The sequence below is a fragment of the Pseudomonas sp. FW305-20 genome (assembly GCF_058788075.1).
The window spans coordinates 56860-80186 of record NZ_JBYTAJ010000027.1 but is presented as its reverse complement, the minus strand read 5'-3'; the positions used below and the strand labels follow the sequence as shown (position 1 = coordinate 80186).

The following is a 23327-nucleotide window of genomic DNA, read 5'->3' as shown; positions in this document are numbered from 1 at the left end:
TTTTATTGTTTGATCGCCGGGTGTTCTAGATTTCTGTTTTGGCCCTGATCGCCTCCACGCGCATTCGAAGCATGGCACCGATATCGAGAAAGGGGCGCGGCGGCAGCCACCCCGGTTGGGCCCTGCGCATCACCGATTCGAGGATGGGCGAGCTGTCACCGGATGCCAGTTCGGCGAGCAAGCGCCCCCAAAGGGTGCCGCGTGCGACGCCCGAACCATTGCAGCCGGCCACCGCAAACACCCCTTCGTCGACCTTTGAAAAATACGGTTGCCCGGTGCGCGAAGCGCTCAAGTGTCCGGTCCAGGTGTATTGAATGTCCTGCTCGTTCAAGAATGGAAAACGGCGTTGCAAGCCCAGCACATGGTGTTTGCGACGGTGCAGCAGCTCACTGTCGGATATATCCCGGGAACGGTATTCCGCGGTGTTGCGGATCATCACGCGGCGGTCTGGAGTCAGTCGCACCGTAGCGCCCAATGGCCGGGTGGACAGCACGCCCCAAGGCTCAACCGCGCCGATGGACGTGAACTCGGCGTCGCTGAGCGGCCGTGTCAGGCTGGCGCTGAGTTCCATCGGGAACGTCCCGCTGTCCTCTATCCCTGAGCGCGGAATGAACGCGTTCAGGCACACCAGGACTTGCCTGGCCTCGATGCTTCCATCGGCACCATTGGCGCGAATACGCCCTTTGCCCAAACGCTCCAGGCCAGTGATATCGGTGTTTTCGAACAGGGTCACGTTAGCTGGCAGCGTATCCAGCAGGCCCTTCACATATTTCGCCGGTTGCAGCAGCGCGTTGCCATTGCCGCACCAGATCGCGGCCTGGTAATGCGCGGTGCCCAGTTTTTTGCTCAGCGGTTCACCTTCCAGAAAATCCGCAGAGGCGCCGACAGCACGTAGCGTCGCCAGCTTGGCCGCGACGTCGGTCAACTTGCCGGGATCGTTGACAGCGAAGAAGTAGCCCGATTCCCTGAATTCACATTCGATGCCCAGATGAGCGATGCGCTGACGCACTTCGTCACTGGCGGCACGTGAAATCGAGGTATCGACTTCAAAACCAGCAAACCCCGGGTTGCCGATCAACTCATCCTTGGAGGGATGTTCATGCCCGACCACGAAGCCCGAATTGCGCGCCGAAGCGCCCTGCGCGGCCCGCTGCCTGTCGACAATCACGATCCGCGCCTGCGGGTGCATTTCAGCGAGTGTGTGAGCGGCGCACAGCCCGGTGATACCGGCACCGACAATCAGCCAATCGGCTTTTTGCGTGCCTTTGAGAGCATCGCGAGCGGGAGAACTCCCCGCCTGCGCAATCCAGCCACATACATTGGTCATGCATCACCTCGTCTGCCTGTAGTTCCGCAAGCGCCGCACATGACGTCATCGCATGAGTCTTTCCGGCCGGCGCTGGCTAGAGCTAGAATCTATAAGGCCTGTAGTGATACAACCAACGTTATAAACTCATCGAGCCATTCAAAAAGCGCATGGATAAAATTCACCACGTTCCTTCTCTCCAGGCCTTGCAGGCGCTGGTCGAGGTCGCAGGCTCGGGCAGCTTCACGCAAGCGGCGCAAAAGCTCTGTCTGACCCAAAGCGCAGTGAGTCGAAAAATCCAGCAGTTGGAGAGCCACTTCGACTTGCCGATGTTCGTCAGGAACAGCCGCAGTGTTCGGCTGACACCGGAAGGCGAACAGGTGCTTGCGACCGCCCGAAGTATCCTGGCGCAACTGAAAACCCTGGAAGATCGGCTGACACCGCAAAAACGCCCCTTCCGCATCCGCATGCATGTATCGCTGGCGGTTCGATGGTTGCTGCCAAAGTTGAGCGAGTTCTATCGAAGTCATCCGCAGGTTTCGCTGTCGATCGAAACCGTGGCCACGGAAGTGGTGGAACCGGCCATCGACAGCGACGCCTACATCCTCTATCTGCCCGAGCCGTCCCGCGATCCTGACTGCCTGACCTTGTTCGAAGAGGCGCTGGTGCCGGTGTGCGCCCCTGGCCTGGGCAGCACGACCCAGCCGTTGGAATCGGTGGCCGATCTTATGCGTTTCCCACTGTTGCATCGCTCGGCGGACAAGCATGACTGGGGCCAGTGGCTGCACGCCAATGACGGCCAGTCACTGGAGGACTACCGCCATATCCCCTTCAACCTCGACGAGTTGGCGCTCGATGCGGCGGCGCGAGGGTTGGGCGTCGCCATGACTGACCTGACCCTGGCAGGCGAATCACTGGAACGAGGCGTGCTCGTCGTTCCGTTCGGCCACCCCTTGAAGACCCGCGGCATTTACGCCTTGAACCTTCAGCCATCTGCGGCTGCTCATCCCGCCTGCTCGCTGATCATGCAGTGGTTTGCCCAACAGGCCGAACGGCCAGCAGGCGAAGTTTGACCATCAGGATTTGACCCCTACGTTCCGCGCCCCAACCCTTCTGTCGCATTGGCAAAAGCAGCGCTCGCCTCTTGAACCAGCTTGCGCCATTCAACGCTGTTGATGAGCCCGGTGCGCTCCATCTCATCGGCTGCCTTGAGCAACTGGTCATATTGCTCTTCGGCATCCATCCGGATTTCGGGCACTTTCAGCAGCTGATACCAAGCCGCCAGGGCTTCGCTCTTTTGATCATCACTCATGCTCAAACTCCCAAAGACAGTCTTCGTTTCGAAGTTTTTTCATGAGTGACGTTCCTCGCTCCCGACATATGGCAGGCAGGAGCGCGACCACCATCGAGCTGCCATCGAGCCACATGCCTTGAAGCCGCCGGTCGCCCCCCGTCATTTCGGCGCCGTTTCATTACAGAATTGACATTCAACCGTGGGTCGATTGTGCGGATCGACTGGCTGACCTGGCTTCACTGCCAGGCAACCCATCGGCAGCCAACCCGCCCCTGAATAGAGGAAGTCATCATGAAAATGTTAATCCTCGGGTTTGCTGCTCTCCTCGCCACGAGTTCGGCCGTTGCCGATACCCAGACCGCCGAACCTGTCATTCACGACAAGACCGGTTTCTTCGTCCACCTGGATATCGCCAAAGACCTGTCCAGCAACATCATCACGCAGGATTGCGGCATCGTCCCCGCGCAGCTGATATACCTCGACCATCAGGGTCGCAAACACGTGCTGGATTACCAGGTCCAGGGCATGGGTTGCATCGGCGCTAACTGATCAGTCGCCTGTATTCGCAGAGGACCGGGCTACATTGGCGCCACTGGCTGACCTCTGTAGCCCGCCGCTGTGACAGGTCAGGTTGCCGACACCGCTTAAGGTTTGGGTACATATCCGTTTCAGGGAATAGGCTCAATGAAGCTGACGATGTCTCTGTAGCTCCGTCTTCAGCCAGGTGCTCGTCGGCTGAACGCCAGTTGCGCACCGCACTTCATAGGCTTTGCCAGACATGCTGCTTTTAGTGGCAGCAAGATCGATGAAGTCTTCTGCGCTGCTCACCAGGTTCTTGCCTTCGAGATAATTCAGCTTCTTTTCGAGATGTGCCCGAGCCTCGGGTCCAGGGTACTCACTGCCGTTGCGCACGAACTTGCACTCGCTGCGCTCCACAAAATCCAGCAAGCCCTTTATCTCCTGGTTCGCCTGTGTCGAGGTTTGAGCCTGTACACCGCCCGCCACAAAAAGGCCGATAGAAGCAGCGATCAGCCATTGGCGGAAAATGGATTGATTCACCGCTTCTTTCAAAATCCACATGATTACTTCCTTGTCCTGAAAGGGGTGACTTTCTGTGGAAAAAAAGGGGATCAATGAGCCCAATGCCTGTGCGCGAGCAGTTGGCCAAAGTCGCAGTTACTTATCCCTGTATCGGCATCAGACTCATTGATCGTTGCCCAGCTCAATGTTGGGCGATTTCCATCTAACAGAATGGAGATGCATTGGCGCGTCAACAGCGACCATGCACTATTTTTTTAGCAAAACTACTTCTGCACGTCTAATCACCTTTTTCCCCCGCCTTATAGGCTCAGGAAATATCCCGTTAAAGCCCCGCCACCACCATTCGTCGCATCAGAAACGCAGCGCGATTTTTTTGACAATGCTGGCTCAAGGTTTGCACAAGACGGTCGTAGCTGCCCCAGAACGACGTAATTCTGACGCGACAGCACTTACTTAACGCTTAGGACGCCAGCGATGCGCTTGGTCAGTCACCGGGAGATGTAACGTGTCAACTCTCAACGAAATCGCAGCGAACCACGCGAGAATGGCCAAGGCTCTTGTCGAAGCGTCGACCGGGCCGAGTGAGCGCCACACCCAGATTGTGGAGACTTTCGAAGTTCCAACCCTGGATGCGCAACACATGCCTCTGCACCTTATCGCCAGCGTGCAGGACAACCCTTTCGGGCAAGCAACGGCTTATTTGCTCTGACAAAGTTTGATCCGGCCAGCTTGTCGGGCAAGCGGAAAAGGTCCGCTTGCCGGCGCGGTAAGGTCGGGTACCACTTATTGGCCTAAACTCACTTGACTAGCCCGTTGGGGAGCTGCCGGAGTGGCATTCCCATGCTCGAAAATTTAGAGATGTCACGCGTCAAGCGCTTCGCTGCAAACGTTGCCGGCCGGGATTTCGCGGTCGGGGATATTCATGGCCATTTCACTCGGTTGCAGGATGCTCTGGATGCCGCCGGGTTCAACCACCTGGTAGATCGCCTGTTCAGTGTTGGCGATCTGATTGACCGTGGGCCGGAATGCCATGATGCCCTCGATTGGCTGGGCAAGGCATGGTTCCACCCGGTGCGAGGCAACCATGACGACTACGTGGTTTACTTCGACACCTGCGACGTCGACAGCTGGCTCGACAACGGCGGTTCATGGTTCATGGACCTCCCTCTGATCGAGAAGCACGCCTTCGCGGCGCAGTTCGCCAGGCTTCCTATCGCGATTGAAGTCGAAACAGCCTACGGCCTGATCGGCATCGTGCATGCCGATTGTCCATTTCCGTCATGGCAGCAATTGCGAAAGGAACTGGAGTCGCCGGAAAGCAACAGGCGTCTGCAGGAGGTGCAGCACTTCTGCATGTGGTCACGACGGCGGCTCGATCAGCAGGAGACCCATGGCGTCGAAGGCCTGCGCGCACTGGTCGTGGGGCATACGCCGCTTTATATGCCCGTCAGCCTTGGCAATGTGATTCACATCGATACGGGGGGCTGGAGGCCGGACCGTGGTTATTTCACCCTGCTGGATCTCGAAACGCTCGAAACCATTCCCGCAAGCTGACTCAACACGGATCGGCCACTCAAAAAAAACCCGGCTTCATCAGCCGGGTTCTTTATTAGCGATTCAGGTGGCATTACTGCCACCGTCCATCAACAGCACTTCGGTCCAGCCTTGCTTCCGTAACGCGCTTCCTGGCGTTCCCGAAAGAACACCTCATAACTCATCACCGGTTTGTCCGGGTGTTTGGTTTGCATGTGCTCGACGTAGGTGTCGTAGTCGGGCATTCCGACCATCAGGCGCGCGGCCTGACCGAGGTATTTACCTAGGCGACTCAGGTCATTGAACATGCTGCACTCCTCGATCAAGCATCCGGTAGTGCCTGGAATGGCGCTTCTTTGTCCGTACGTTCCTTGCTGCCCCAGGCGGCAATACCGACCTTGAGTGCAAAGAACAGGATGCTGAAGACCACCAGCAAGAACAGCGCCGTCAGCGTTGCGTTGGTGTAGGCGTTGTAGATCACGTGTTGCATCTGGTCGATGCTCTTCGCCGGAGCGAGAATTTGACCGTTGGCCAGGGCATCGCTGTACTTCTTGGCCAAGGCCAGGAAACCGATCGCCGGGTTGGCGTCGAACAGCTTGATGAAACCTGCCGTGGTGGTGCAGATCAGCAGCCACACAGCCGGCAGCATGGTGACCCAGACGTAGCGCTGGCGTTTCATTTTGATCAGCACGACAGTCGCCAACATCAGCGCGATACCGGCCAGCATCTGGTTGGAAATACCGAACAGCGGCCACAAGGTATTGATGCCACCCAGCGGATCGATCACGCCCTGGTACAACAAGTAACCCCACATCGCCACACAACCGGCGGTGGCGATCAGGTTGGCGGTCCAGGATTCGGTGCGTTTCAGCGCTGGCACGAAGGAACCGAGCAAGTCCTGCAGCATGAAGCGACCGGCACGGGTACCGGCGTCTACAGCCGTCAGGATGAACAGCGCCTCAAACAGGATCGCGAAGTGGTACCAGAACGCCATGGTGTTTTCACCCGGCAGAAGCTGGTGCAGGATCTGCGCGATACCGACCGCCAGGGTCGGCGCACCGCCGGCACGGGCCAGGATGGTGGTTTCACCGATGTCCCTGGCGACCGCTTGCAGCGCTTCCGGGGTGATTGCAAAGCCCCAGCTGCTGACGGTCTGAGCAACCGTAACAGCATCAGAGCCGACAAGCGCCGCCGGGCTGTTCATGGCGAAGTACACGCCCGGCTCGATCACCGACGCGGCGACCATGGCCATGATGGCAACGAAGGATTCCATCAGCATGCCGCCGTAACCGATGTAACGGGCATGGCCTTCACTGGCCAGCAACTTCGGCGTGGTGCCGGAAGCAATCAGTGCGTGGAAACCGGAAACCGCACCACAGGCGATGGTGATGAACAGGAACGGGAACAGACCGCCCTTCCACACCGGCCCGGTGCCGTCGACGAACTGGGTGAGTGCCGGCATTTTCAGGTCGGGCATGGTGATCAGGATGCCGATCGCCAGGGCCACGATGGTGCCGATTTTCAGGAAGGTCGACAGGTAGTCCCGCGGCGCCAGAATCAGCCACACCGGCAATACCGCGGCGACGAAACCGTAGCCGATCAGCATCCAGGTGATCTGGATCCCGGTAAAGGTAAAGGCCTTGGCCCAGACCGGATCAGCAGCAATCTGCCCGCCGAGCCAGATCGAACCCAGCAGCAACAGCACACCGACGATGGAGATTTCACCGATGCGGCCCGGGCGGATGTAGCGCATGTAAATGCCCATGAACATCGCGATCGGGATGGTCGCCATCACCGTGAAAATGCCCCACGGGCTCTCGGCCAGGGCTTTCACAACGATCAGCGCCAGCACCGCGAGGATGATGATCATGATCAGGAAGCAGCCAAACAGCGCGATGGTCCCGGGGATGCGGCCCATTTCTTCACGGACCATGTCACCGAGGGAACGGCCGTTGCGGCGGGTGGACATGAACAGGACCATGAAATCCTGAACGGCACCGGCCAGCACCACGCCGGCAATCAGCCACAGCGTACCGGGCAGGTAACCCATCTGCGCCGCCAGCACCGGACCGACCAGCGGCCCCGCACCAGCAATGGCTGCGAAGTGGTGACCGAAGAGCACGTGTTTATTGGTCGGCACGTAGTCCAGACCGTCATTGTTAACGACAGCGGGCGTGGCACGATTGGGGTCGAGTTGCATCACTTTGGTAGCGATGAACAGGCTGTAGTAGCGGTATGCAACGAGATAGATAGCGACTGCTGCGACTACGATCCAGAGGGCATTGATCGCTTCGCCGCGGCGCAGGGCCACGACACTTAGCGCAAACGCTCCCAGGACAGCCACGGCAAACCAGGCGAGGTGTTTAGCCAGACGGGGCATAGCGTGTCTCCTGCCGACAGCCAATGGACTGCGGCGGTAATTTTTATAATTGTGTCCGCTGTGCGGAGCTGGCCCAATATCCCCGCATGCCGTCTACAAATAAATCCGCGTTACTACGTACGTGGCGCCTACGTAGTTCTACGTAGATGACGGTGGACTTCTTGTTGGAGCGACGGCGCAGCGATTCGACTTGGTTGCGAATGCGAGTTGTCATTCAAGATTGATGTCGTCTGATATACCGCCATCGCGAGCAGGCTCGCACACAGGGGAATGGTGTACACCTGCAAGTAATTGGTCGGCTGTCAGGCCGCCTTCGCAGGCAAGCCAGCTCCCACAGGGATTGGATGTTTGGCAGGAAGTGATTGGTCGGCTGTCAGGCCGCCATCGCGAGCAGGCTCGCTGCCACAGGAGATCGGCGTACGCCTTTCGCCTTTCGCCCCTCACCACTCATCAGGCCGAGCGTTAGCTCGCCTGCAGCTCTTGATCTTGATCCACCCGCCCCTTCGGGAGGCTGAGTGGAGGTGTTCATCTGGGGGGCAGGCGCGCAGCGCCGTTCGACGCAGTCGAACACATCGAGAGGAGGTCGAAGCGAAGCCGACCGGAGGCGATGCCCCCAGATGAACACCGGAACGAAGGAACGCCGAGCCCAAGCGAGGGGCCGGACGCCGGGGCGAGACTTTTTGGTTCCTTTTGTGGCGTTTGACAAAAGGGACTCGCCGTAAGGGCGAAACCCTAAGCCGCCGTTACCGCAGCAATGGATATGTACACCTGAAAGAGATTGGTCGGCTGTCAGGCCGCCATCGCGAGCAAGCTCAGCTCCTACAGAAATCCAAGCCACAAGTCATTCCGTCCAGCACCGCTACTGGCCCCGCATATCTTTGGCATATGATGCCGGGCCTTCGCCTTCCCTCGGTCCGGACAGGAGCACAGATGCAGCTCAAACACAAAATCGTCGCGCTCGGGATTCTGCCGCTGATGCTGGCCATCGCCGTCATCTGCGCGCTGGTGATTTCCATGAACCGGCAACTGGGTGAACAACAGGCGCAACTGATCGAAGACAGCATTCTGGCCAGCAAGCGCGCAGAACTTAAGAACTACGTCGAAATGGCGCAAAGCCTGATCGAACCGCTGTACGACGACGGCCACGGCGACGAACACGCCCAGCAAAAAGTGCTGGAAGAACTGCGCAAGCTCAGCTTTGGCATCAATGGCTACTTCTTCGTCTACGACCACGAAGGCCGCAGCCTGATGCACGCGCGCCAGTCCGAGCTGGTAGGCAAATACCTGTGGGACATGAAGGACCCTCACGGTTTGCCGGTGATCCAGGCATTGCTCAAAAGTGCGCAATCGGGCGAAGGCTTTCAGCGCTACGCCTGGAACAAACCCTCCTCCGGCCAGGTGACCGACAAGCTCGCCTATGTGGTGATGCTGGATCGTTGGGGCTGGATGCTCGGCACCGGCATCTACCTTGAAGACGTTGAGCGCGCGACCCAGCAGGCGCGTGACGAAGTGGCCCAGGGCATTCGCAAGACCATGCTGGCGATTGCCGCAGTGGCCCTCGTGGCGGTGCTGTTTGTCTTCGCCAGCGGCATGACATTGAACGTCAGCGAGCATCGTCTGGCCGACAAAAAACTGCAGCGCCTGACCCAGCGTATCGTCAGCTTGCAAGAGGAAGAACGCTCACGGGTTTCCCGTGAACTGCACGACGGCATCAGCCAGTTACTGGTCTCGATCAAGTTTCAGTTCGAACTGGCCAGCCACCTGCTCGAGAATGGCCAAGCACATGACAAGGGTTTGAGTACGCTAAGAGACGCCACGGAGCGCCTGGGCGAAGCGATTGGCGAGGTTCGCAGCCTCTCCCACGACCTGCGTTCCTCGCTGCTCGACACCCTGGGCCTGCCGGCGGCGATCGGTCAACTCGCCGCAGAATTCGAGCAACGCAGCGGCCTGGTGGTGACTTTTAACGACAACGAATTCGACTGCCACCTGGTCGATGGAGCAGCGGTCTCGCTGTTTCGCATCGTGCAAGAAGGCCTGACCAATATTGAACGACACGCCCAAGCTAAAAACGTCTCCATTACCCTGCACGGGTCCGAAGATTCAATTCGGTTGACGGTGGTCGATGACGGTATCGGTTTCAACGTTGCCCAGGTCGAACGTCGTCATACGGGCATTGGCCTGCGTAATATCCGTGAGCGTGTCGAGCATTTTGGTGGACGATTCGATCTGATCTCGATGCCGGGAAGAAGCGAGCTGGACGTTTGGCTGCCAATGAAAACGCCCGGTACAACACACTGACTCGCCCCCACAACAAGAGTGAATACCCGCGATGAACCTGCCCTACCCGATCCGCGTCGCACTGGTCGACGATCACGCCCTGGTCCGCGACGGGATCAAAGCGCTGCTGGCGGTCATGCCTCCCCTGGAAGTCGTGGGCGAAGCCGAGAGTGGCGCGGATGCCATTGAAATGGTCGGGCGCTGCCAGCCGGACCTGTTGCTGGTCGACATCAGCCTGCGGGACATGAACGGGCTCGAGCTGACCCGGGTATTACGCAGCCAGTACCCGTCGCTCAAGGTGCTGGTGCTGAGCATGTACGACAATAACGAATACGTAAGTGAGTCCGTTCGCGCGGGGGCCAGCGGCTATGTCCTGAAGAACTCACCGTCACGGGAAATCATCGCGGCGATCGAAGCCATCGCCAGTGGCGGCACGTTCTACAGCGCCGAGATCGCCCAGCGGCTCATCGCCGATAAAAATACCGACAACGAGCTGACACCGCGCGAGAGCCAGGTGTTGTACAAGATGGCTCAAGGGCTGAACAACAAGGAGATGGCCCGTGAACTGGACATCAGCGTTCGCACGGTAGAAACCCATCGCCTGAGCATCCGGCGCAAACTCAACATCGACAAACCCGCGGCCCTGGTCAAATACGCGATCGATCACGGGATCATTTCGCGGTAGCGGATATACATTTGTCGCGAATTTCAGGCAAAAAAAATCCCAGGCAGCTGATGGACGCCTGGGACTCAAAATGCATAAACCGTGGTGGTGAACGCGGGCGAATATTACTTAATATTTCTGCCTGTAACAAGATATTTTGACTCACCAACCAGTTACTAAACCTTCTAACTCATTCAATATCCACACATTTTTTATGGACGCACCTTAACAAGGGCTGACTTAGAGGTACCAGCGATACTCCCGCGCGCTGATGTCGTGCAGGAATGCCAAATGGTCCTGGCGCTTGTTTTCGCAGTAGACATCCACAAACTCTGCCCCCAAACCCTCGCGCAGTTGCACATTGTTTTGCATTGCACGCACGGCCTCCAGCATCTCCAGCGGGAAGTCGACTCCGCTGCCACGATCTTCGTTGAGGGATGCAATCGGTTCACGACCCACTTCCAACCCGTGCTCCAGCCCGACCAGAATCGCCGCCAACACCAGATATGGATTGGCATCCGCGCCCGCCAGGCGATGTTCGATGCGCAGATTCTTCGCGTCCGACTCAGGCACCCGCAGGCAGGCGTCACGATCTTCAAAGCCCCAACTGGCGCGCGTCGCCACATTCACCGTGCCGCTCAAGCGCCGCATGGCGTTGTGATTCGGTGCAAAGATCGGCATGCAATGCGGCAATACCTCAAGGCAACCGGCCACTGCATGGCGCAGCGCCTGCTGATCGTTTGCCGCCAACAGGTTGGTTCCCGCCTCGTCGTAAAGGCTCACATGCACATGCATGCCGCTACCGGGATGCTGCAAGTAGGGTTTTGCCATGAAGCTGGCGCGGTGATTGTGCTTGAGGGCCACGCCCCGCGTGCTGCGGCAGAACAGGGCTGCCCAGTCGGCCGCACGCAGGCCATCGTCAAGGTGACCGAAATTGATTTCGAACTGGCCCGGGCCCAGCTCCGCAGTGATCACCGTGGCATCAATGCCTTGGGCCCTCGCCGTCTCGACCATGTCATCGAGTACCGGTGAAAATCTCGACAGCCGTTCGATGTGCATATTCGGCTGATCATCGGCATCGTCAGTCAGCTGATCGCGAGGGAACTGTGGCAAGCCGTCACGCAGCTGGCGATCGAACAGATAGAACTCCAGTTCGAACGCGACCACAGGGAAAATCCCTTTTCGGCCAAGACGCTCAAGCACCTGCGCCAACACCTCACGCGGCTCGAAAACGATAGGCTTCTCAGTACCGCTCGAGGTAATCAGCATTTGCCCCAGCAGTTGGTTTTCCCAACTCACGGGCTTGAGCGTACCGGGCACCAGGCGGCGGGGAGCATCCGGGTCGCCGTCGTTGAAACAGTAGTCACCGATTGTGAACAGACCGCCCTGCGTACCCAGCAACACGCAGTTTTGCGGCAGCTTGAGCGCGCTGCCAGCGGCGACCTTCTCGAGCATTTCTATCGGGTAGCGCTTGCCATAAAAATGCCCGGGAATATCCAGGGAAATCAGGTCAACGTAACGCACCTGCGGGAAGCGCTGGCGAAACGCGCGAACCTCAGCAACCAGATCAGAGCAGACAGCATCCATCATTAGTGTTCCTTGTTGTTTTTATCAGGTGTAAACCCAAAGCACCCGGGCGAGCCGATCCGAGAGGTTGCCGTAGCGGCAATGTGTGTGACTGGCCAGCTGGAAACTGTCGCCAGTGCGCAACGTCACCGGTTTGTCGTCATCCAGCCACAGCGTCAGTTCCCCTTCGAGGACATAGCCACCCTGCTCCGAGCTGTCGTTCATGTGCCGGTCACCACTGCTGGCGCCGGGCTCCAGTTGGCTTTCAAGCATTGAGAAGGACGCCCGCATCTTCGGTGAGACAAGGATGTCGGTGATCCCGTCGGCGTAATACAACGTGCGTCGCTCATCCGGACGGGTCACCCAAGGCAACGCCATGGGCTTGGGCAAGCTATAGAAATAGGTGGTCGGCACGCCGAGGGTTTCGCTGATGGCGGTCAAGTCCGCCACCGTGGGACGCGACAACCCCCGCTCGACTTGGGAGAGAAACCCCACCGAACGACCGATTTTGTCCGCCAAGTCTTTCAGCGTGTATTTTTTGTGTTTGCGCAGGTCCTGGATCAGGATCGCCAGCGCCGAGATTTCTTCTTGCATGTCCATCAGGAGGTTTCCGGAAATTGATGTTTCAAAGGCTGTCGCGCAGGCGATACCAGGCTTTGCCGATGGCTTCCAGCGGTGCGGCCAAATACTTCCCTCCGGGAAAGCGGCCGTTGATCAACCCCTGGTACAACGCCAGCTCATCGGGCTGGCCAAGGATGGCATCGGACACAGCACGCGCCCCGGCCAACGTCGGCAGCACGCCATGCCCTGAGTAACCCTGTAGCCAGTAGAGGTCGCCACGTCGACCGATGTCAGGCGTGCGCTTGAGGGTCAGATCGATGTGCCCTCCCCAGGCGAAGTCCAGTTCTACGCCCTTGAGTTGGGGAAACACGCGTTCCAGATAGGGCCGTGTCGCAGCGGCGATGTCCTTCGGCATGCCGCCCAGGTAAGTGCATCCACCGCCGAACAGCAGGCGGTTGTCTGGCGTACGGCGGAAATAATCGAGGACAAACTGGTTGTCGGTGACGCACACATTGCTCGGTATCAGCGCAGTCGCCTGTCGCTCTGAGAGTGGCGCGGTTGCCACCTGATAAGTGCCAACCGGCAACACACAACTCGACAGCTTCGGATCAAGCCGATCAAGGTAGGCGTTGCACGCCAGCACCAGCACGTCGGCGCGAATCTGCCCGCGCTCAGTGGCAACTACATACTGACCGCCCTCTTCGCGATAACTCAGCGCCTTGCTCTGCTCATGAATGCATCCACCGGCCTGCTCAATCGCAGCGGCGAGGCCGAGCGCCAGTTTCAGCGGATTCAAATGCCCGCCTTCAGGATCGAACAGGCCCGCCTGATAGCGCTCACTGGAGACCCAATCAGGCAACGCCTCGCGCGAAATGAACTGCAAATTATCGTGGCCCCACTTGTGGCTGGCCTCGTGTTGCCATTCTGTCAGCAGACTCACCCGACGCGGCATCACCGACGTCCACAGGTGACCAGGCCGATAGTCACAATCGAAACCATGGCGGCCAGGCAAGTCTCGCAACTCCCGGGCAGCCCAACGCATGCTGTCCCATAACCGGCGCGCACGCTCATAACCCAACGCCGCCTCCAACGGCGGCATGTCACACGACCAACCGAGAATGGCCTGACCGCCATTGCGCCCTGAGGCGGCCCAGGCGACCCGACTGGCTTCGAGCAACGTCACGCGCTTACCGGCCAGGGCCAGACGCAACGCTGTGTGCAATCCACTGAAGCCGGCCCCGATGATCAACACCTCGGTGTCCTGCTCACCCTCAAAAACAGCTCGAGCCACCAAGCGATCCGCGCAGGTGTGGGCGTAATAGCTGGCGACGTGCCGGGAAGATTGCTGGAACATACAGCCTCGTGAATTTTTATACTTTTAATTTCATGAAAAAGTACACACTAAATTTCACGACCGCAACCGTTCAAGGCGCAAAAAAAAATCCCTCCCAGGAAACCCTGGCGGGATTTTTTTAAACAGACAGCGTTATCGAAGCAACGCTGCCGAGATTTCAGGCAACAGGAATCATCGGATCCGCAGAAGCCAGCGCAGTGACACGATCAGCTGCGGGCGGGTAGATCCACATTGTGTTGATCTGGGTCTTCAACGCCTTGCCTTCCTCCTTGACCAACTTCACCTGGCGGTCCCAACCCTCGGTGTAGACGGCGCCCCAGGCGCCCAGATCCAGGCAGGTCACGTATTTAGGCTGGCTGTATGGAGTCGGGTCCACGCCTAGAATCTGTGCGGCAACGTTGTTGCCGGCATGACGACCCAGCGAAATAGCGTGCTGGCAAGTCATCAATGCGAAGTTGCCGATGTCATCGCTGGCGGCGTAGGCGACGTCGCCGGTGGCGAAGATGTCTTCCTGGCCAATGACTTTCAAGTGCGCGTCGACGTGCAGACGACCGAGGTGATCGCGTTCGGCCGGAATCTGCTCGGTCAACGAGCTGGCGCGCACACCGGTGGTCCAGACCACCGTTTTAGCATCGATGCGCTGGCCATCGGTCAGGGTCACGCCATTTTCATCGACAGCCACGACCGACGATTTCAAGCGCCATGTCACGCCCGTTTCAATACTGGCTTCAACGATCGACTTGGCGATCTCGGCGCCCATGGACCCGCCAACTTTCTCGCCACGATCAACGATGATCACTTCGATGTCGGCGCGATCACCCAGGATGGCACGCAACCGCGCAGGCATTTCAGTCGCGGTTTCAATCCCGGTGAAGCCACCGCCGGCCACCACTACGGTGTTGCGAGCCTGGCTTTCTGGCAGATTGACCAAGGACTTGAGGTGATTTTCCAGGCGTATGGCCTGTTCGATCTGATCCACGTCGAAGGCGTGTTCCGCCACACCTGGCGTGTTCGGCAAGGCCAGGCGGCTGCCGGTCGCCAGAACGAGTTTGTCGTAGTTGCACACCCGCTGGTTGCCGGACGCATCAACGTAGCCGACCCGTTTTTGCTCAACGTCGATGGTTTCGGCAGAGCCCTTGATGAACTGGACGCCAACCGCATCGAACAGTTCGCCAATCGGTGCAGCCAACTGGTGCGCATTCGGCTCGTAGAAGCGCGGACGCACTCGCAGCTCGGCCTGAGGAGCCAGAACGGTCACTTCAACGTCGTTGTGGCCATGAATGTCGAACAGACGCGTGGCGCTCAAAGCCGTCCACATGCCACCGAAACCTGCGCCAATAACCAGGATGTGTTGTTTCATTTTTAACTCCGGGGAAAAGACCAAGTGATGAATTCGTTAAAGGTCACGCGCTTCGGTAGCGGCTGCTTCCCAATGCGGACCTGACAACGGCGACTATATTGATCCTAGTTACAGGGCACAAAACGAAATTACTGATGGTTGGTATCGAAAAGTTCGATTTGTCCGAAAAAGGCTTATCGAGAGGCAAAACTGCCGCGCGACGCATAACGGAGAAGCGACAGGACGCGTTGCCCTGCTCGCGTCCCGCTGTTAGCATTTGCGACTACTTTGGTCGGAGATAGATATGTCTCTTTACAGCGCAGGCGTTGAGTACGGCATTCACTGCCTGGTTTTTTTGGTCGGCAGCAGCGGCGACACCCGTGAGGCGAGCGTGCGCGACCTTGCCGAGCTGCAAGGCGTACCACAGGACTATCTGGCAAAAATCTTCACCAAACTGGCCAAGGCAAAACTGGTGGTCGCCACTGAAGGCGTGCGCGGCGGCTTCAAGCTGGCCCGACCTTCTGACGAAATCAGCATTCTGGATATCGTCAATGCCATCGACGGCCAGAAACTCATCTTCGATTGCCGAGAGATTCGGGGGCGTTGCGCTTTGTTCGAAGGTTCCGCGCCAGCGTGGGCGCTGGCGGGTCAGTGCTCGGTGCATGCCGTCATGATGACCGCGCAGAAACGCATGGAAGACGCCCTCGCCCAGCAGACCATTCTTGATCTCGCCAGAAAGGTCGGACGAAAAGCGCCGGCGCAATTCAATGCTCAGGTGGACAACTGGATAAACGATCGTCGGGAAAAGAAAATCAATGCGAGCACTCAGGCAAGCGCCGACGCGATCATCCAGGCAACCGATATCACCGACTAAACCTTAAAGACAATCACGCACTGCCTGACGCAACGCCCCGGATTTCGCCCAAGGCGGCCCCTGATAAAGCGATACGTGACTGCCATCCTTGGATTTCACGATATCGACAATTTCGTCGGCCGTGATGATGCTCGGCGCGGTGACTCTGTAGCCATTGGAAATCGCCGATTGGGTCGTATTGGGTATCTCCCGCTGCCACGCCGGCAGAACGCATGCGGCATAGTCTTTCGGCACCTTGTCGCTGTACTTGCTGACGTTGGGTTCACCCGGCACCAGGGACGCGGGCAATGAACAGCCCGCCAGCAACGCCAACCCTACTCCCCCAATCAATTTGCGCATGACGCTTCCTTATCCCGAAAAAAGGGGAATGTAGCGTGTCGCTGTCCAGACATCCATCCGTTGCACTGAACTCAGCAAGGGGCGTTGTGATCGCCGTTTTCCGGGTATGACCTCTCGTTCAGATAAGTCATCCATCTTTCATACGCTTCGTGCTGCCATTGAGTGACCCGCTCCCATTCCGGGCCGCTCAGCTGATGTGCAGAAATCAGTTTCATCATTTCCGTGGTGGCCGCGTCCAGATCAACGATCAGCTCATGGGCATGAAATCTAAACTCATCAGTCGCCGTCATTTGAAGTTGCCTCGCCCTAGCAAAAATTGACTACCTCACTACGACATCAAATCTGCGGGTTCGCGTTCATCTTCCCGACAGAAGGTTGCACCAACGGTCCAGACGAACAAAACGCCCTGGCCCGGGAAATGGGACTAAAATTTTGTAGCGGAGATTGGCAGGAGGTCATCATGTGGCTTAACGAATCTGAAAATGAACTTCGGCGTGACCTGCAAGGGCTTGCGTCGGATTTGAGATGGTCAGCCGTAGAGCTTTTACGCATCGCAGAGCAGCTACGCCTGACTGGCAATGACGTGGATGCGCAAGCAATCCTGAAGCTGTGCGAACTTTTTCAGGGAGATGAAGAACGACTGAAGGGGTATGCCGAGGAAGTGAAGGCCAAGATCATCACTCGAACAAAAGCTCAATAGCAGAGCATTGCCATGCACAAACCTCCAGGCGCGCTGGTCGTTGTACTGGCGGCGTTGGGTGGCTGCAGCTCCGAATCGCGTGTCTATCGGGATCGAACGCTGGTTGCAAAGGGCGAGACCGGCATGAGCAAGGATCAAGTGCACAAAGAAAAGCCCCGGCGAACCAGGGCTTAAAGCGTGCTATTTGTCTGATTGCTGGCTGCGTGCAGGCCGACTTGCTCTGGCCTTGTAGCCGGGAAGAGCGGCCGCAAAGGCCAGTGCTTCCTCTTTACTGCCAAAGGCTCCAAGCCGGTCACCTTTGGTGCACACCCGCCACGGGCCGTTGTTCACGCTGAGTACGTCATAACCATTCATGTGCATTTTGGTCAGCATCGGAACGCTCATAGTCACCTCCATTTCGGCAGTGATGATCCTGGATTCACTTGAATACCTTACACCCGCCCCTTCAAGAAGTGCCGACCAGACGTCGCGCCAGTATTTCGAAACGCGATTGCACTTCCAGCCTCGTCCATCACTCCAACCATTGAGGCAGACACCTCGGCTCGAATATTGCATTTTTATGACTGTTTTATGACAAACAGCAATCGGGTAACACATGAAAGTACGCGCGACCGTCATTTGCGAGCGGCACCGACACATCCTCCTGGTGCGCAAGCCAAGGAGTCGGTGGATGCTGCCCGGCGGAAAGGTTGAACGTGGTGAAGCCATTGCCGACGCCGCCACACGAGAGCTCCAGGAAGAGACCGGGCTTGGGGTCGCTGGGATGCTGTACCTGATGGAATTGCAAACGGCCAGCACCCAACACCATGTTTACGAGGCCTCCGTGGAGAACGCGGATGAGGCCCGCCCACAAAACGAAATCTTCGATTGCATCTGGTATCCGCTGGACGCGGTCCAGAACCTGAACACCAGCAACGCCACGCTCAGAATCATCAAAGCGTTTCAGCGTCGCTTGTAAGTGAATCAACCGAGGTCGCCGCCACCGACCGGCATGATCATGCCGGTAATGTAAGACGCTTCGTCGCTGGCCAGAAACAGAATTGCGCTTGCCTGTTCATCCAGCGTGCCATAGCGCTTCATCAAACTGCTGTCGAGCGTCTGGTCGACTATCTGCTGATACCAGACCTTCTCTTGTTCGCTCTGATCAGCGCTGTTGCGCGGAATGACCCGCGGTGGCGCTTCAGTGCCACCGGGCGCGGTGGCATTGACCCGAATCCCGCGACCGGCGGTTTCGAACGCCAGGCAAGCGGTCAGCGCGTTGACCCCTCCCTTCGCCGCACCGTACGGCACGCGATTGACACTGCGCGTGGCGATGGACGAAACATTGACGATGGCGCCGCTGCCCTGCTCGAGCATGAACGGCAGCGCGGCATGACAGCACCACAGCGTCGGGAATAGCGAGCGGCGCACTTCGGCCTCGATCTGCGACGCTTCGTAATGCTCAAAAGGCTTGGCCCAGATCGTCCCCCCCACATTATTGACCAGCACATCCAGACGCCCGAAACGCTCGACGGCAGTTTGCATGACTCGGCTGCATTCGCTGTATTGCTCAAGATCGGCAGTCAGCGCGAGCACCTGGCTGCCCTGCCCCAATTGCTGCTGGACATCGAACACCAGTTCGGAGCGATCGACCAGAATCAACCGCGCACCTTCCGCCGCCATGCGCTCGGCAACGCGCCGACCAATGCCTTGGGCTGCGCCGGTAATCAGCGCGACTTTATCTGTGAATCTGTTCATAAATACCTCGATGCGAAAATCAATTTCGCAGGGAACGGCTATCTGTAGCAGCTGTCGAGCCTGCGAGGCTGCGTTCGGCTGCGAAGCAGTCGTGAGATCAAACAATGCGGTGTTTCAGGAACACCGTGTCATCAGGTTTTACGACTGCTTCGCAGCCGAACGCAGCCTCGCAGGCTCGGCAGCTGCTACAGAGACGGTGTCGTGCTGATGCTTATGCGGCGCTGGCGGCAAATTTCTCGTAGTAAAAGTTTGTCGGCGCGATGCCCTTTTCGCGGATGAACTGGCTGACCGCCTCGACCATCGGCGGCGGGCCGCACAGGTAGACATCGACGTCGCCTTCGTTCAAATGCTGCGGCTCGATGTGCTGGGTCACATAGCCCTTGAGCGGATGCTGACTCTCCGGGTTGGCGACGCAGGCACTGAAGCTGAAGTTCGGGATTCGCGCGGCAAAGGCTTCGAGTCGATCCATTTCCACCAGATCGAAATCGTTGGTCACGCCGTAGATCAAATGCAGCGGATGCTCACTGCCCTGCTCGGCGATTTTTTCCAGCATCGCCGTGAACGGTGCCAGCCCCGTACCGCCGGCCAGCAGCAACAACGGACGGCGAATGTCGCGCAGATAGAAACTGCCCAACGGCCCCGCCAGGCTCATGCTGTCGCCGGCCTTGGCCATGCCGGTGAGGAAGCTGCTCATCAAGCCGCCGGGCACGTTGCGGATCAGGAAACTGACCTCGCCGTCGCGCTGCAACGAGCTGAACGAATAGGCGCGGGTCTGCTGGCTACCGGGAATCCCCAGGTTCACGTATTGCCCCGGCAGGAACGCCAGTTTGCTCAGGGCCTCGCCCTTGATCGACAGCGCGATGGTGCTGTCGGACAACTGGCGCACGGCACTGATGGTCGCGTCGTAACTGGCCTGACGGGTGCGGCACACCTCCGATGAGGTCGGCACGCGCACCACGCAATCGCTCTGGGCGCGCATCTGGCAGGTCAGGACAAAACCTTGTTCGGCCTCTTCCGCGCTGAGTGCATCTTCGATGTATTCCTCGCCCAAATCATAACGGCCGGCCTCGGCGAAGCATTTGCAGGTGCCGCAAGCGCCGTCGCGGCAATCCAGTGGAATATTGATGCCCTGGCGATACGCGGCATCGGCCACGGTTTCGCCGATATTGGCGTCGATGAATCGGGTGACACCGTCTTCGAAATTGAATGCGATGGAATGAGTCATGACCGCTGCCTCACAGGTGGTAGACATCGATGACCTGGCGAACGTAATCGTTCTTCAGGATCACTTTCTTGGCCTTGATCAGCGGGTTTTCACCGCGCACATCGAGGGTGTAGAAACTGCTGCCGAAATAGCTGTCGACGGTCTTGTAGCGAAAGCTCAGGGTGTGCCAGTTGAAACGCACCTTGCACATGCCGTCGGCCTGTTCCAGCAGCTCGATGTTGCTGATGTTGTGCGAGGTGCGGGTGTCCGGCATGGTGGCGCTGGAACGCTCGGTCTTGATGCGGAAGACGCGGTCTTCCAGGCCGGTGCGGTTGCCGTACCAGATCAGCGAGATTTCCCGCTGCGGGTCTTCGGTCAGCTCGTCGTTGTCGTCCCAGGACGGCATCCAGAACGTTGCATCCTGGGCGTACAACTCCAGCCATTCGTCCCACTGCCGGTCGTCGAGGTAGCGCGCTTCGCGGTAGAGAAAATCACGCACGGCGTCATAGGTGATGGTCATTGCACGGCCTCCACAGGAATCAGTTCGGACTGCTCGGCGGCCAAGGCCTTGAGCATGGTCTGCTGCCAATACTTGTGTTGCAGCACGAACAGGCCTTCGTCTTCGGTGCGCACACCGCTGAGCAGCGGATGCAGGTCGATTTCCCTGGCCGCCTCATCGGCGCCTTCGATCCAGTGTTCGGCGCCACGGGACATGTCGTTCCAGGCGGTCACGCTGCCCTGATAACTGGTCTGGCAAGAACGAAATTCTTCCAGGTCGTCCGGGGTCGCCATGCCGCTGACGTTGAAGAAGTCTTCGTACTGACGAATCCGGCTCGAACGGGCGTGGTCGCTTTCGCCTTTGGGGGCGATGCAGTAAATGGTGATTTCCGTGCGGTTGACCGAGATCGGCCGGGCGATACGGATCTGCGAACTGAACTGGTCCATCAGGTACACGTTCGGGTACAGGCACAGGTTGCGCGAGTTCTCGATCATCCAGTCGGCGCGGGCCTTGCCGAAGTCCTGGGCCAGTTCATCGCGACGCTCGTACAACGGGCGATCTTCAGGGTTGGCCCAACGGGTCCAGAGCAGCATGTGGCCCTTGTCGAAGGAATAGAAACCACCGCCCTGCTTGGCCCAACTGCCGGCACTCATGGTCGGGTTGCAATCGCCGGCCTCGCGTTGCTTGCGCTGGTTCTGGGTAGCGGCGTAATTCCAGTGCACGGAGCTGACGTGATAGCCGTCGGCACCGTTTTCGGCGGTGAGCTTCCAGTTGCCTTCGTAGATGTAGCTGGAAGAACCACGCAGCACTTCCAGGCCATCGGCGGACTGGTCGACGATCATGTCGATGATCTTTGCCGACTCGCCCAGGTGTTCAACCAGCGGCACGACATCGGCCTTGAGGCTGCCGAACAGGAAACCGCGATATGACTCGAAACGCGCGACTTTGGTCAGGTCGTGGGAGCCTTCGCAGTTGAAGCTCGCCGGGTAGCCCGCTTCGGCCGGATCCTTGACCTTGAGCAGCTTGCCGGAGTTGTTGAAGGTCCAGCCGTGGAATGGGCAGGTGTACGAACTCTTGTTGCCGGATTTGTGCCGGCACAGCGTCGCGCCGCGATGGCTGCAGGCGTTGAGGAACGCATTGAGTTCACCGTCCTTGTTGCGCGCGATGAAGATCGACTGGCGCCCCATGGTGGTGGTGTAGAAATCGTTTTTGTTGGGGATCTGGCTTTCGTGGGCCAGGTACAGCCAGTTGCCTTCGAAGATGTGCTGCATCTCGAGATCGAACAGCCGCGGGTCAGTAAACATTTCGCGCTTACAGCGATAGATACCCTGTTCTTTGTCATCTTCGAGCAGGGAGTGAAGGTATTCGGGTCGCAGGGACATGGCCGCCGCCTCCATTGTTTTTATTCAGGCAGGGCCATGCTAGGACGGGGGGATGGGGTGGACTATCCGCTGGGTGCAGACCTGTATCCGTTTTGTGCAGCAGGATTTTTGATCGTTCCCACGCTCTGCGTGGGAATGCCTCAAGGGACGCTCCGCGTCCGCTTTTGGGACGCAGAGCGTCCCGGGCTGCATTCCCACGCGGGAGCGTGGGAACGATCAGCAGCCATGCTCCCACAGGGATGGGCGGTGTTTGCCAGGTCAGTGGCGGCGTTTGAGGGTGTCCGACGGCAACTCGCCGAACTGCTTGCGGTAGCTGTCGGAAAACCGCCCCAGGTGCAGGAAGCCGTAATCCATCGCCACTTCCGTGACATTGCGCACGTTGCAGGTCGGGTCGCTCAGGCAGGCGTTGATGCGCTCGAGGCGTTTTTGCCGGATGTAGTTTTTCGGCGTGGTGCCGGCGTTGCGTTCGAACAATCCGTACAGCGAGCGCAGGCTCATCCGCGCCTGGCGTGCCAGTTCTTCGCTGTCGATGTCCTGTTTGAGGTGGCCGGCGATGTAGTCGGCAATCACCTCGAACGTGGCCGTCTGTGAGCCGAGACTGATCCGGCTGACGTTGGTCTTCATCAGGCTGAGCATCTTGCTGACGATGATCTGCGCGTAGTGCTCCTGCACCTTGGGAATCTGTTCGGTGGCCTCGGCTTCCTGGCAAATCATCGCCAGCAGACCGACAAAGCCTTCCAGCTCATCGAGCTGGTAACGGTTCTCCAGAAACCGCACGCCCTGCCCCGGGTACCGCCAGCGCTGCTCATCGCATACGGATTCCAGCAACGGGGTGGGGACTTTGAGGATGAATTTTTCGCAATCGTCGGAATACGTCAGGTCCACCGGATCATCGGGATTGATCAGCAACAGCTCGCCGGGCGCGAAGTAGTGTTCCTGGCCATGACCGCGCCACAGGCAGTTGCCGCGCAGCAACACTTGCAGGTGATAGATGCTTTCCAGCGCACCCGACGTGACGCGCACGCTGCCGCCATAGCTGATGCGGCACAGGTCGAGGCTGGCAAACTTGCGGTGATTGAGGCTGGCCAGCGGTCGCCCGGCCCGGGGCATCAGAATGCAATGGTTACCGACATGCTGATTGACGTAGCCCGACACCGCGTAAGGGTCGGCATGGTCGAATACGGTGCTGCGCTGACTCAACAGTTGCGCTTGCATCATCGGGGCACTCTCATTGTTGTTATAGGTTACGTCGGGCCAATCCAGGGCAATGATCGAAA

Annotated in this window: 26 protein-coding genes; 9 read left to right on the top strand and 17 right to left on the bottom strand. The window is 58.5% G+C overall.

The genetic code is table 11. From position 1 onward, the window contains the following. Window positions 1-25 precede the first annotated feature (25 nt). On the bottom strand, window positions 26-1327 hold the full coding sequence (locus tag AC3WP4_RS21325) for an NAD(P)/FAD-dependent oxidoreductase (RefSeq protein ID WP_102615930.1): 1302 nt from the start codon (window positions 1325-1327) through the stop codon (window positions 26-28). Between the two features lie 149 nt (window positions 1328-1476). Here AC3WP4_RS21325 and AC3WP4_RS21320 point away from each other — a divergent pair, with 149 nt between their 5' ends. Further along, entirely contained in the window at window positions 1477-2379 is a 903-nt protein-coding gene (locus AC3WP4_RS21320) for a LysR substrate-binding domain-containing protein (RefSeq protein ID WP_102615931.1), read from the top strand. A 17-nt stretch (window positions 2380-2396) separates the two neighbouring features. On the opposite strand, the gene AC3WP4_RS21315 is transcribed toward AC3WP4_RS21320, so the two are convergent. Beyond that, window positions 2397-2618 carry a hypothetical protein gene (locus AC3WP4_RS21315; protein ID WP_074875744.1) on the bottom strand — a complete coding sequence of 74 codons (222 nt, stop codon included), beginning with the start codon at window positions 2616-2618 and terminating at the stop codon, window positions 2397-2399. A 273-nt stretch (window positions 2619-2891) separates the two neighbouring features. Here AC3WP4_RS21315 and AC3WP4_RS21310 point away from each other — a divergent pair, with 273 nt between their 5' ends. Continuing rightward, window positions 2892-3149, top strand: coding sequence for a DUF2790 domain-containing protein (locus tag AC3WP4_RS21310; protein ID WP_074875742.1), 258 nt, complete (start codon window positions 2892-2894; stop codon window positions 3147-3149). Window positions 3150-3281: 132 nt separating this feature from the next. Here AC3WP4_RS21310 and AC3WP4_RS21305 read toward each other — a convergent pair whose 3' ends face one another. After that, complete coding sequence (locus AC3WP4_RS21305) at window positions 3282-3680, bottom strand: YfeK family protein (protein ID WP_074875740.1); 399 nt, start codon at window positions 3678-3680, stop codon at window positions 3282-3284. 466 nt (window positions 3681-4146) lie between these two features. Here AC3WP4_RS21305 and AC3WP4_RS21300 point away from each other — a divergent pair, with 466 nt between their 5' ends. Together AC3WP4_RS21300 and AC3WP4_RS21295 are read left to right on the top strand one after the other, a co-directional pair. Further along, complete coding sequence (locus AC3WP4_RS21300; RefSeq protein WP_074875738.1) at window positions 4147-4350, top strand: hypothetical protein; 204 nt, start codon at window positions 4147-4149, stop codon at window positions 4348-4350. 131 nt (window positions 4351-4481) lie between these two features. Next, a complete protein-coding gene (locus AC3WP4_RS21295) occupies window positions 4482-5195 on the top strand; it encodes a metallophosphoesterase (protein ID WP_102615932.1) in 714 nt (237 codons plus the stop codon). Window positions 5196-5284: 89 nt separating this feature from the next. Here the strand turns inward: AC3WP4_RS21295 and AC3WP4_RS21290 are convergent, their stop codons facing one another. Both AC3WP4_RS21290 and AC3WP4_RS21285 read right to left on the bottom strand, forming a co-directional pair. Then, a complete protein-coding gene (locus tag AC3WP4_RS21290; protein ID WP_007900300.1) occupies window positions 5285-5482 on the bottom strand; it encodes a YbdD/YjiX family protein in 198 nt (65 codons plus the stop codon). Between the two features lie 14 nt (window positions 5483-5496). Further along, the gene (locus tag AC3WP4_RS21285) at window positions 5497-7554 is read right to left on the bottom strand and encodes a carbon starvation CstA family protein (RefSeq protein WP_074875734.1); all 2058 of its coding nucleotides are present in this window, start codon (window positions 7552-7554) and stop codon (window positions 5497-5499) included. A gap of 930 nt (window positions 7555-8484) precedes the next feature. On the opposite strand from AC3WP4_RS21285, the gene AC3WP4_RS21280 reads away from it, so the two are divergent. Both AC3WP4_RS21280 and AC3WP4_RS21275 read left to right on the top strand, forming a co-directional pair. Continuing rightward, on the top strand, window positions 8485-9852 hold the full coding sequence (locus tag AC3WP4_RS21280; RefSeq protein ID WP_074875732.1) for a cache domain-containing protein: 1368 nt from the start codon (window positions 8485-8487) through the stop codon (window positions 9850-9852). Window positions 9853-9883: 31 nt separating this feature from the next. Next, on the top strand, window positions 9884-10516 hold the full coding sequence (locus AC3WP4_RS21275; protein WP_008154581.1) for a response regulator: 633 nt from the start codon (window positions 9884-9886) through the stop codon (window positions 10514-10516). 219 nt (window positions 10517-10735) lie between these two features. On the opposite strand, the gene AC3WP4_RS21270 is transcribed toward AC3WP4_RS21275, so the two are convergent. The 4 genes from AC3WP4_RS21270 to AC3WP4_RS21255 form a co-directional block, all read right to left on the bottom strand. After that, a complete protein-coding gene (locus tag AC3WP4_RS21270; protein ID WP_102615933.1) occupies window positions 10736-12082 on the bottom strand; it encodes a glutamine synthetase family protein in 1347 nt (448 codons plus the stop codon). A 24-nt stretch (window positions 12083-12106) separates the two neighbouring features. Next, window positions 12107-12661: a helix-turn-helix domain-containing protein gene (locus AC3WP4_RS21265; protein WP_074875728.1), complete on the bottom strand. Its 555-nt coding sequence runs from the start codon at window positions 12659-12661 to the stop codon at window positions 12107-12109. A 25-nt stretch (window positions 12662-12686) separates the two neighbouring features. Continuing rightward, entirely contained in the window at window positions 12687-13976 is a 1290-nt protein-coding gene (locus tag AC3WP4_RS21260; protein WP_102615934.1) for an NAD(P)/FAD-dependent oxidoreductase, read from the bottom strand. A 157-nt stretch (window positions 13977-14133) separates the two neighbouring features. Further along, entirely contained in the window at window positions 14134-15336 is a 1203-nt protein-coding gene (locus AC3WP4_RS21255; protein ID WP_102615935.1) for an NAD(P)/FAD-dependent oxidoreductase, read from the bottom strand. 283 nt (window positions 15337-15619) lie between these two features. Between AC3WP4_RS21255 and AC3WP4_RS21250 the strand changes: the two genes are divergently transcribed. Continuing rightward, window positions 15620-16189: an RrF2 family transcriptional regulator gene (locus AC3WP4_RS21250; protein WP_102615936.1), complete on the top strand. Its 570-nt coding sequence runs from the start codon at window positions 15620-15622 to the stop codon at window positions 16187-16189. A 3-nt stretch (window positions 16190-16192) separates the two neighbouring features. Here AC3WP4_RS21250 and AC3WP4_RS21245 read toward each other — a convergent pair whose 3' ends face one another. Both AC3WP4_RS21245 and AC3WP4_RS21240 read right to left on the bottom strand, forming a co-directional pair. Beyond that, window positions 16193-16528, bottom strand: coding sequence for a hypothetical protein (locus tag AC3WP4_RS21245; protein ID WP_074875721.1), 336 nt, complete (start codon window positions 16526-16528; stop codon window positions 16193-16195). Between the two features lie 71 nt (window positions 16529-16599). Continuing rightward, the gene (locus tag AC3WP4_RS21240; protein ID WP_102615937.1) at window positions 16600-16818 is read right to left on the bottom strand and encodes a hypothetical protein; all 219 of its coding nucleotides are present in this window, start codon (window positions 16816-16818) and stop codon (window positions 16600-16602) included. Between the two features lie 170 nt (window positions 16819-16988). Here AC3WP4_RS21240 and AC3WP4_RS21235 point away from each other — a divergent pair, with 170 nt between their 5' ends. Continuing rightward, a complete protein-coding gene (locus AC3WP4_RS21235; RefSeq protein WP_074875717.1) occupies window positions 16989-17228 on the top strand; it encodes a hypothetical protein in 240 nt (79 codons plus the stop codon). A gap of 180 nt (window positions 17229-17408) precedes the next feature. On the opposite strand, the gene AC3WP4_RS21230 is transcribed toward AC3WP4_RS21235, so the two are convergent. Then, window positions 17409-17612, bottom strand: coding sequence for a DUF2188 domain-containing protein (locus AC3WP4_RS21230; RefSeq protein WP_102615938.1), 204 nt, complete (start codon window positions 17610-17612; stop codon window positions 17409-17411). A 211-nt stretch (window positions 17613-17823) separates the two neighbouring features. On the opposite strand from AC3WP4_RS21230, the gene AC3WP4_RS21225 reads away from it, so the two are divergent. Then, entirely contained in the window at window positions 17824-18186 is a 363-nt protein-coding gene (locus AC3WP4_RS21225) for an NUDIX hydrolase (protein WP_102615939.1), read from the top strand. A gap of 5 nt (window positions 18187-18191) precedes the next feature. On the opposite strand, the gene AC3WP4_RS21220 is transcribed toward AC3WP4_RS21225, so the two are convergent. The 5 genes from AC3WP4_RS21220 to AC3WP4_RS21200 form a co-directional block, all read right to left on the bottom strand. Next, the gene (locus AC3WP4_RS21220) at window positions 18192-18965 is read right to left on the bottom strand and encodes a 1,6-dihydroxycyclohexa-2,4-diene-1-carboxylate dehydrogenase (RefSeq protein WP_102615940.1); all 774 of its coding nucleotides are present in this window, start codon (window positions 18963-18965) and stop codon (window positions 18192-18194) included. Window positions 18966-19176: 211 nt separating this feature from the next. After that, window positions 19177-20190: a benzoate 1,2-dioxygenase electron transfer component BenC gene (gene benC / locus AC3WP4_RS21215; protein WP_102615941.1), complete on the bottom strand. Its 1014-nt coding sequence runs from the start codon at window positions 20188-20190 to the stop codon at window positions 19177-19179. Window positions 20191-20200: 10 nt separating this feature from the next. Then, window positions 20201-20689 (bottom strand): benzoate 1,2-dioxygenase small subunit, encoded by a 489-nt coding sequence (gene benB, locus AC3WP4_RS21210; protein ID WP_074875707.1) that lies wholly within the window; start codon window positions 20687-20689, stop codon window positions 20201-20203. After that, window positions 20686-22050 carry a benzoate 1,2-dioxygenase large subunit gene (gene benA / locus AC3WP4_RS21205; RefSeq protein ID WP_074875705.1) on the bottom strand — a complete coding sequence of 455 codons (1365 nt, stop codon included), beginning with the start codon at window positions 22048-22050 and terminating at the stop codon, window positions 20686-20688. The genes benB and benA overlap by 4 nt, the downstream gene beginning before the upstream one ends. A 258-nt stretch (window positions 22051-22308) precedes the next feature. Then, the gene (locus tag AC3WP4_RS21200) at window positions 22309-23268 is read right to left on the bottom strand and encodes an AraC family transcriptional regulator (RefSeq protein ID WP_056740468.1); all 960 of its coding nucleotides are present in this window, start codon (window positions 23266-23268) and stop codon (window positions 22309-22311) included. Window positions 23269-23327 lie beyond the last annotated feature (59 nt).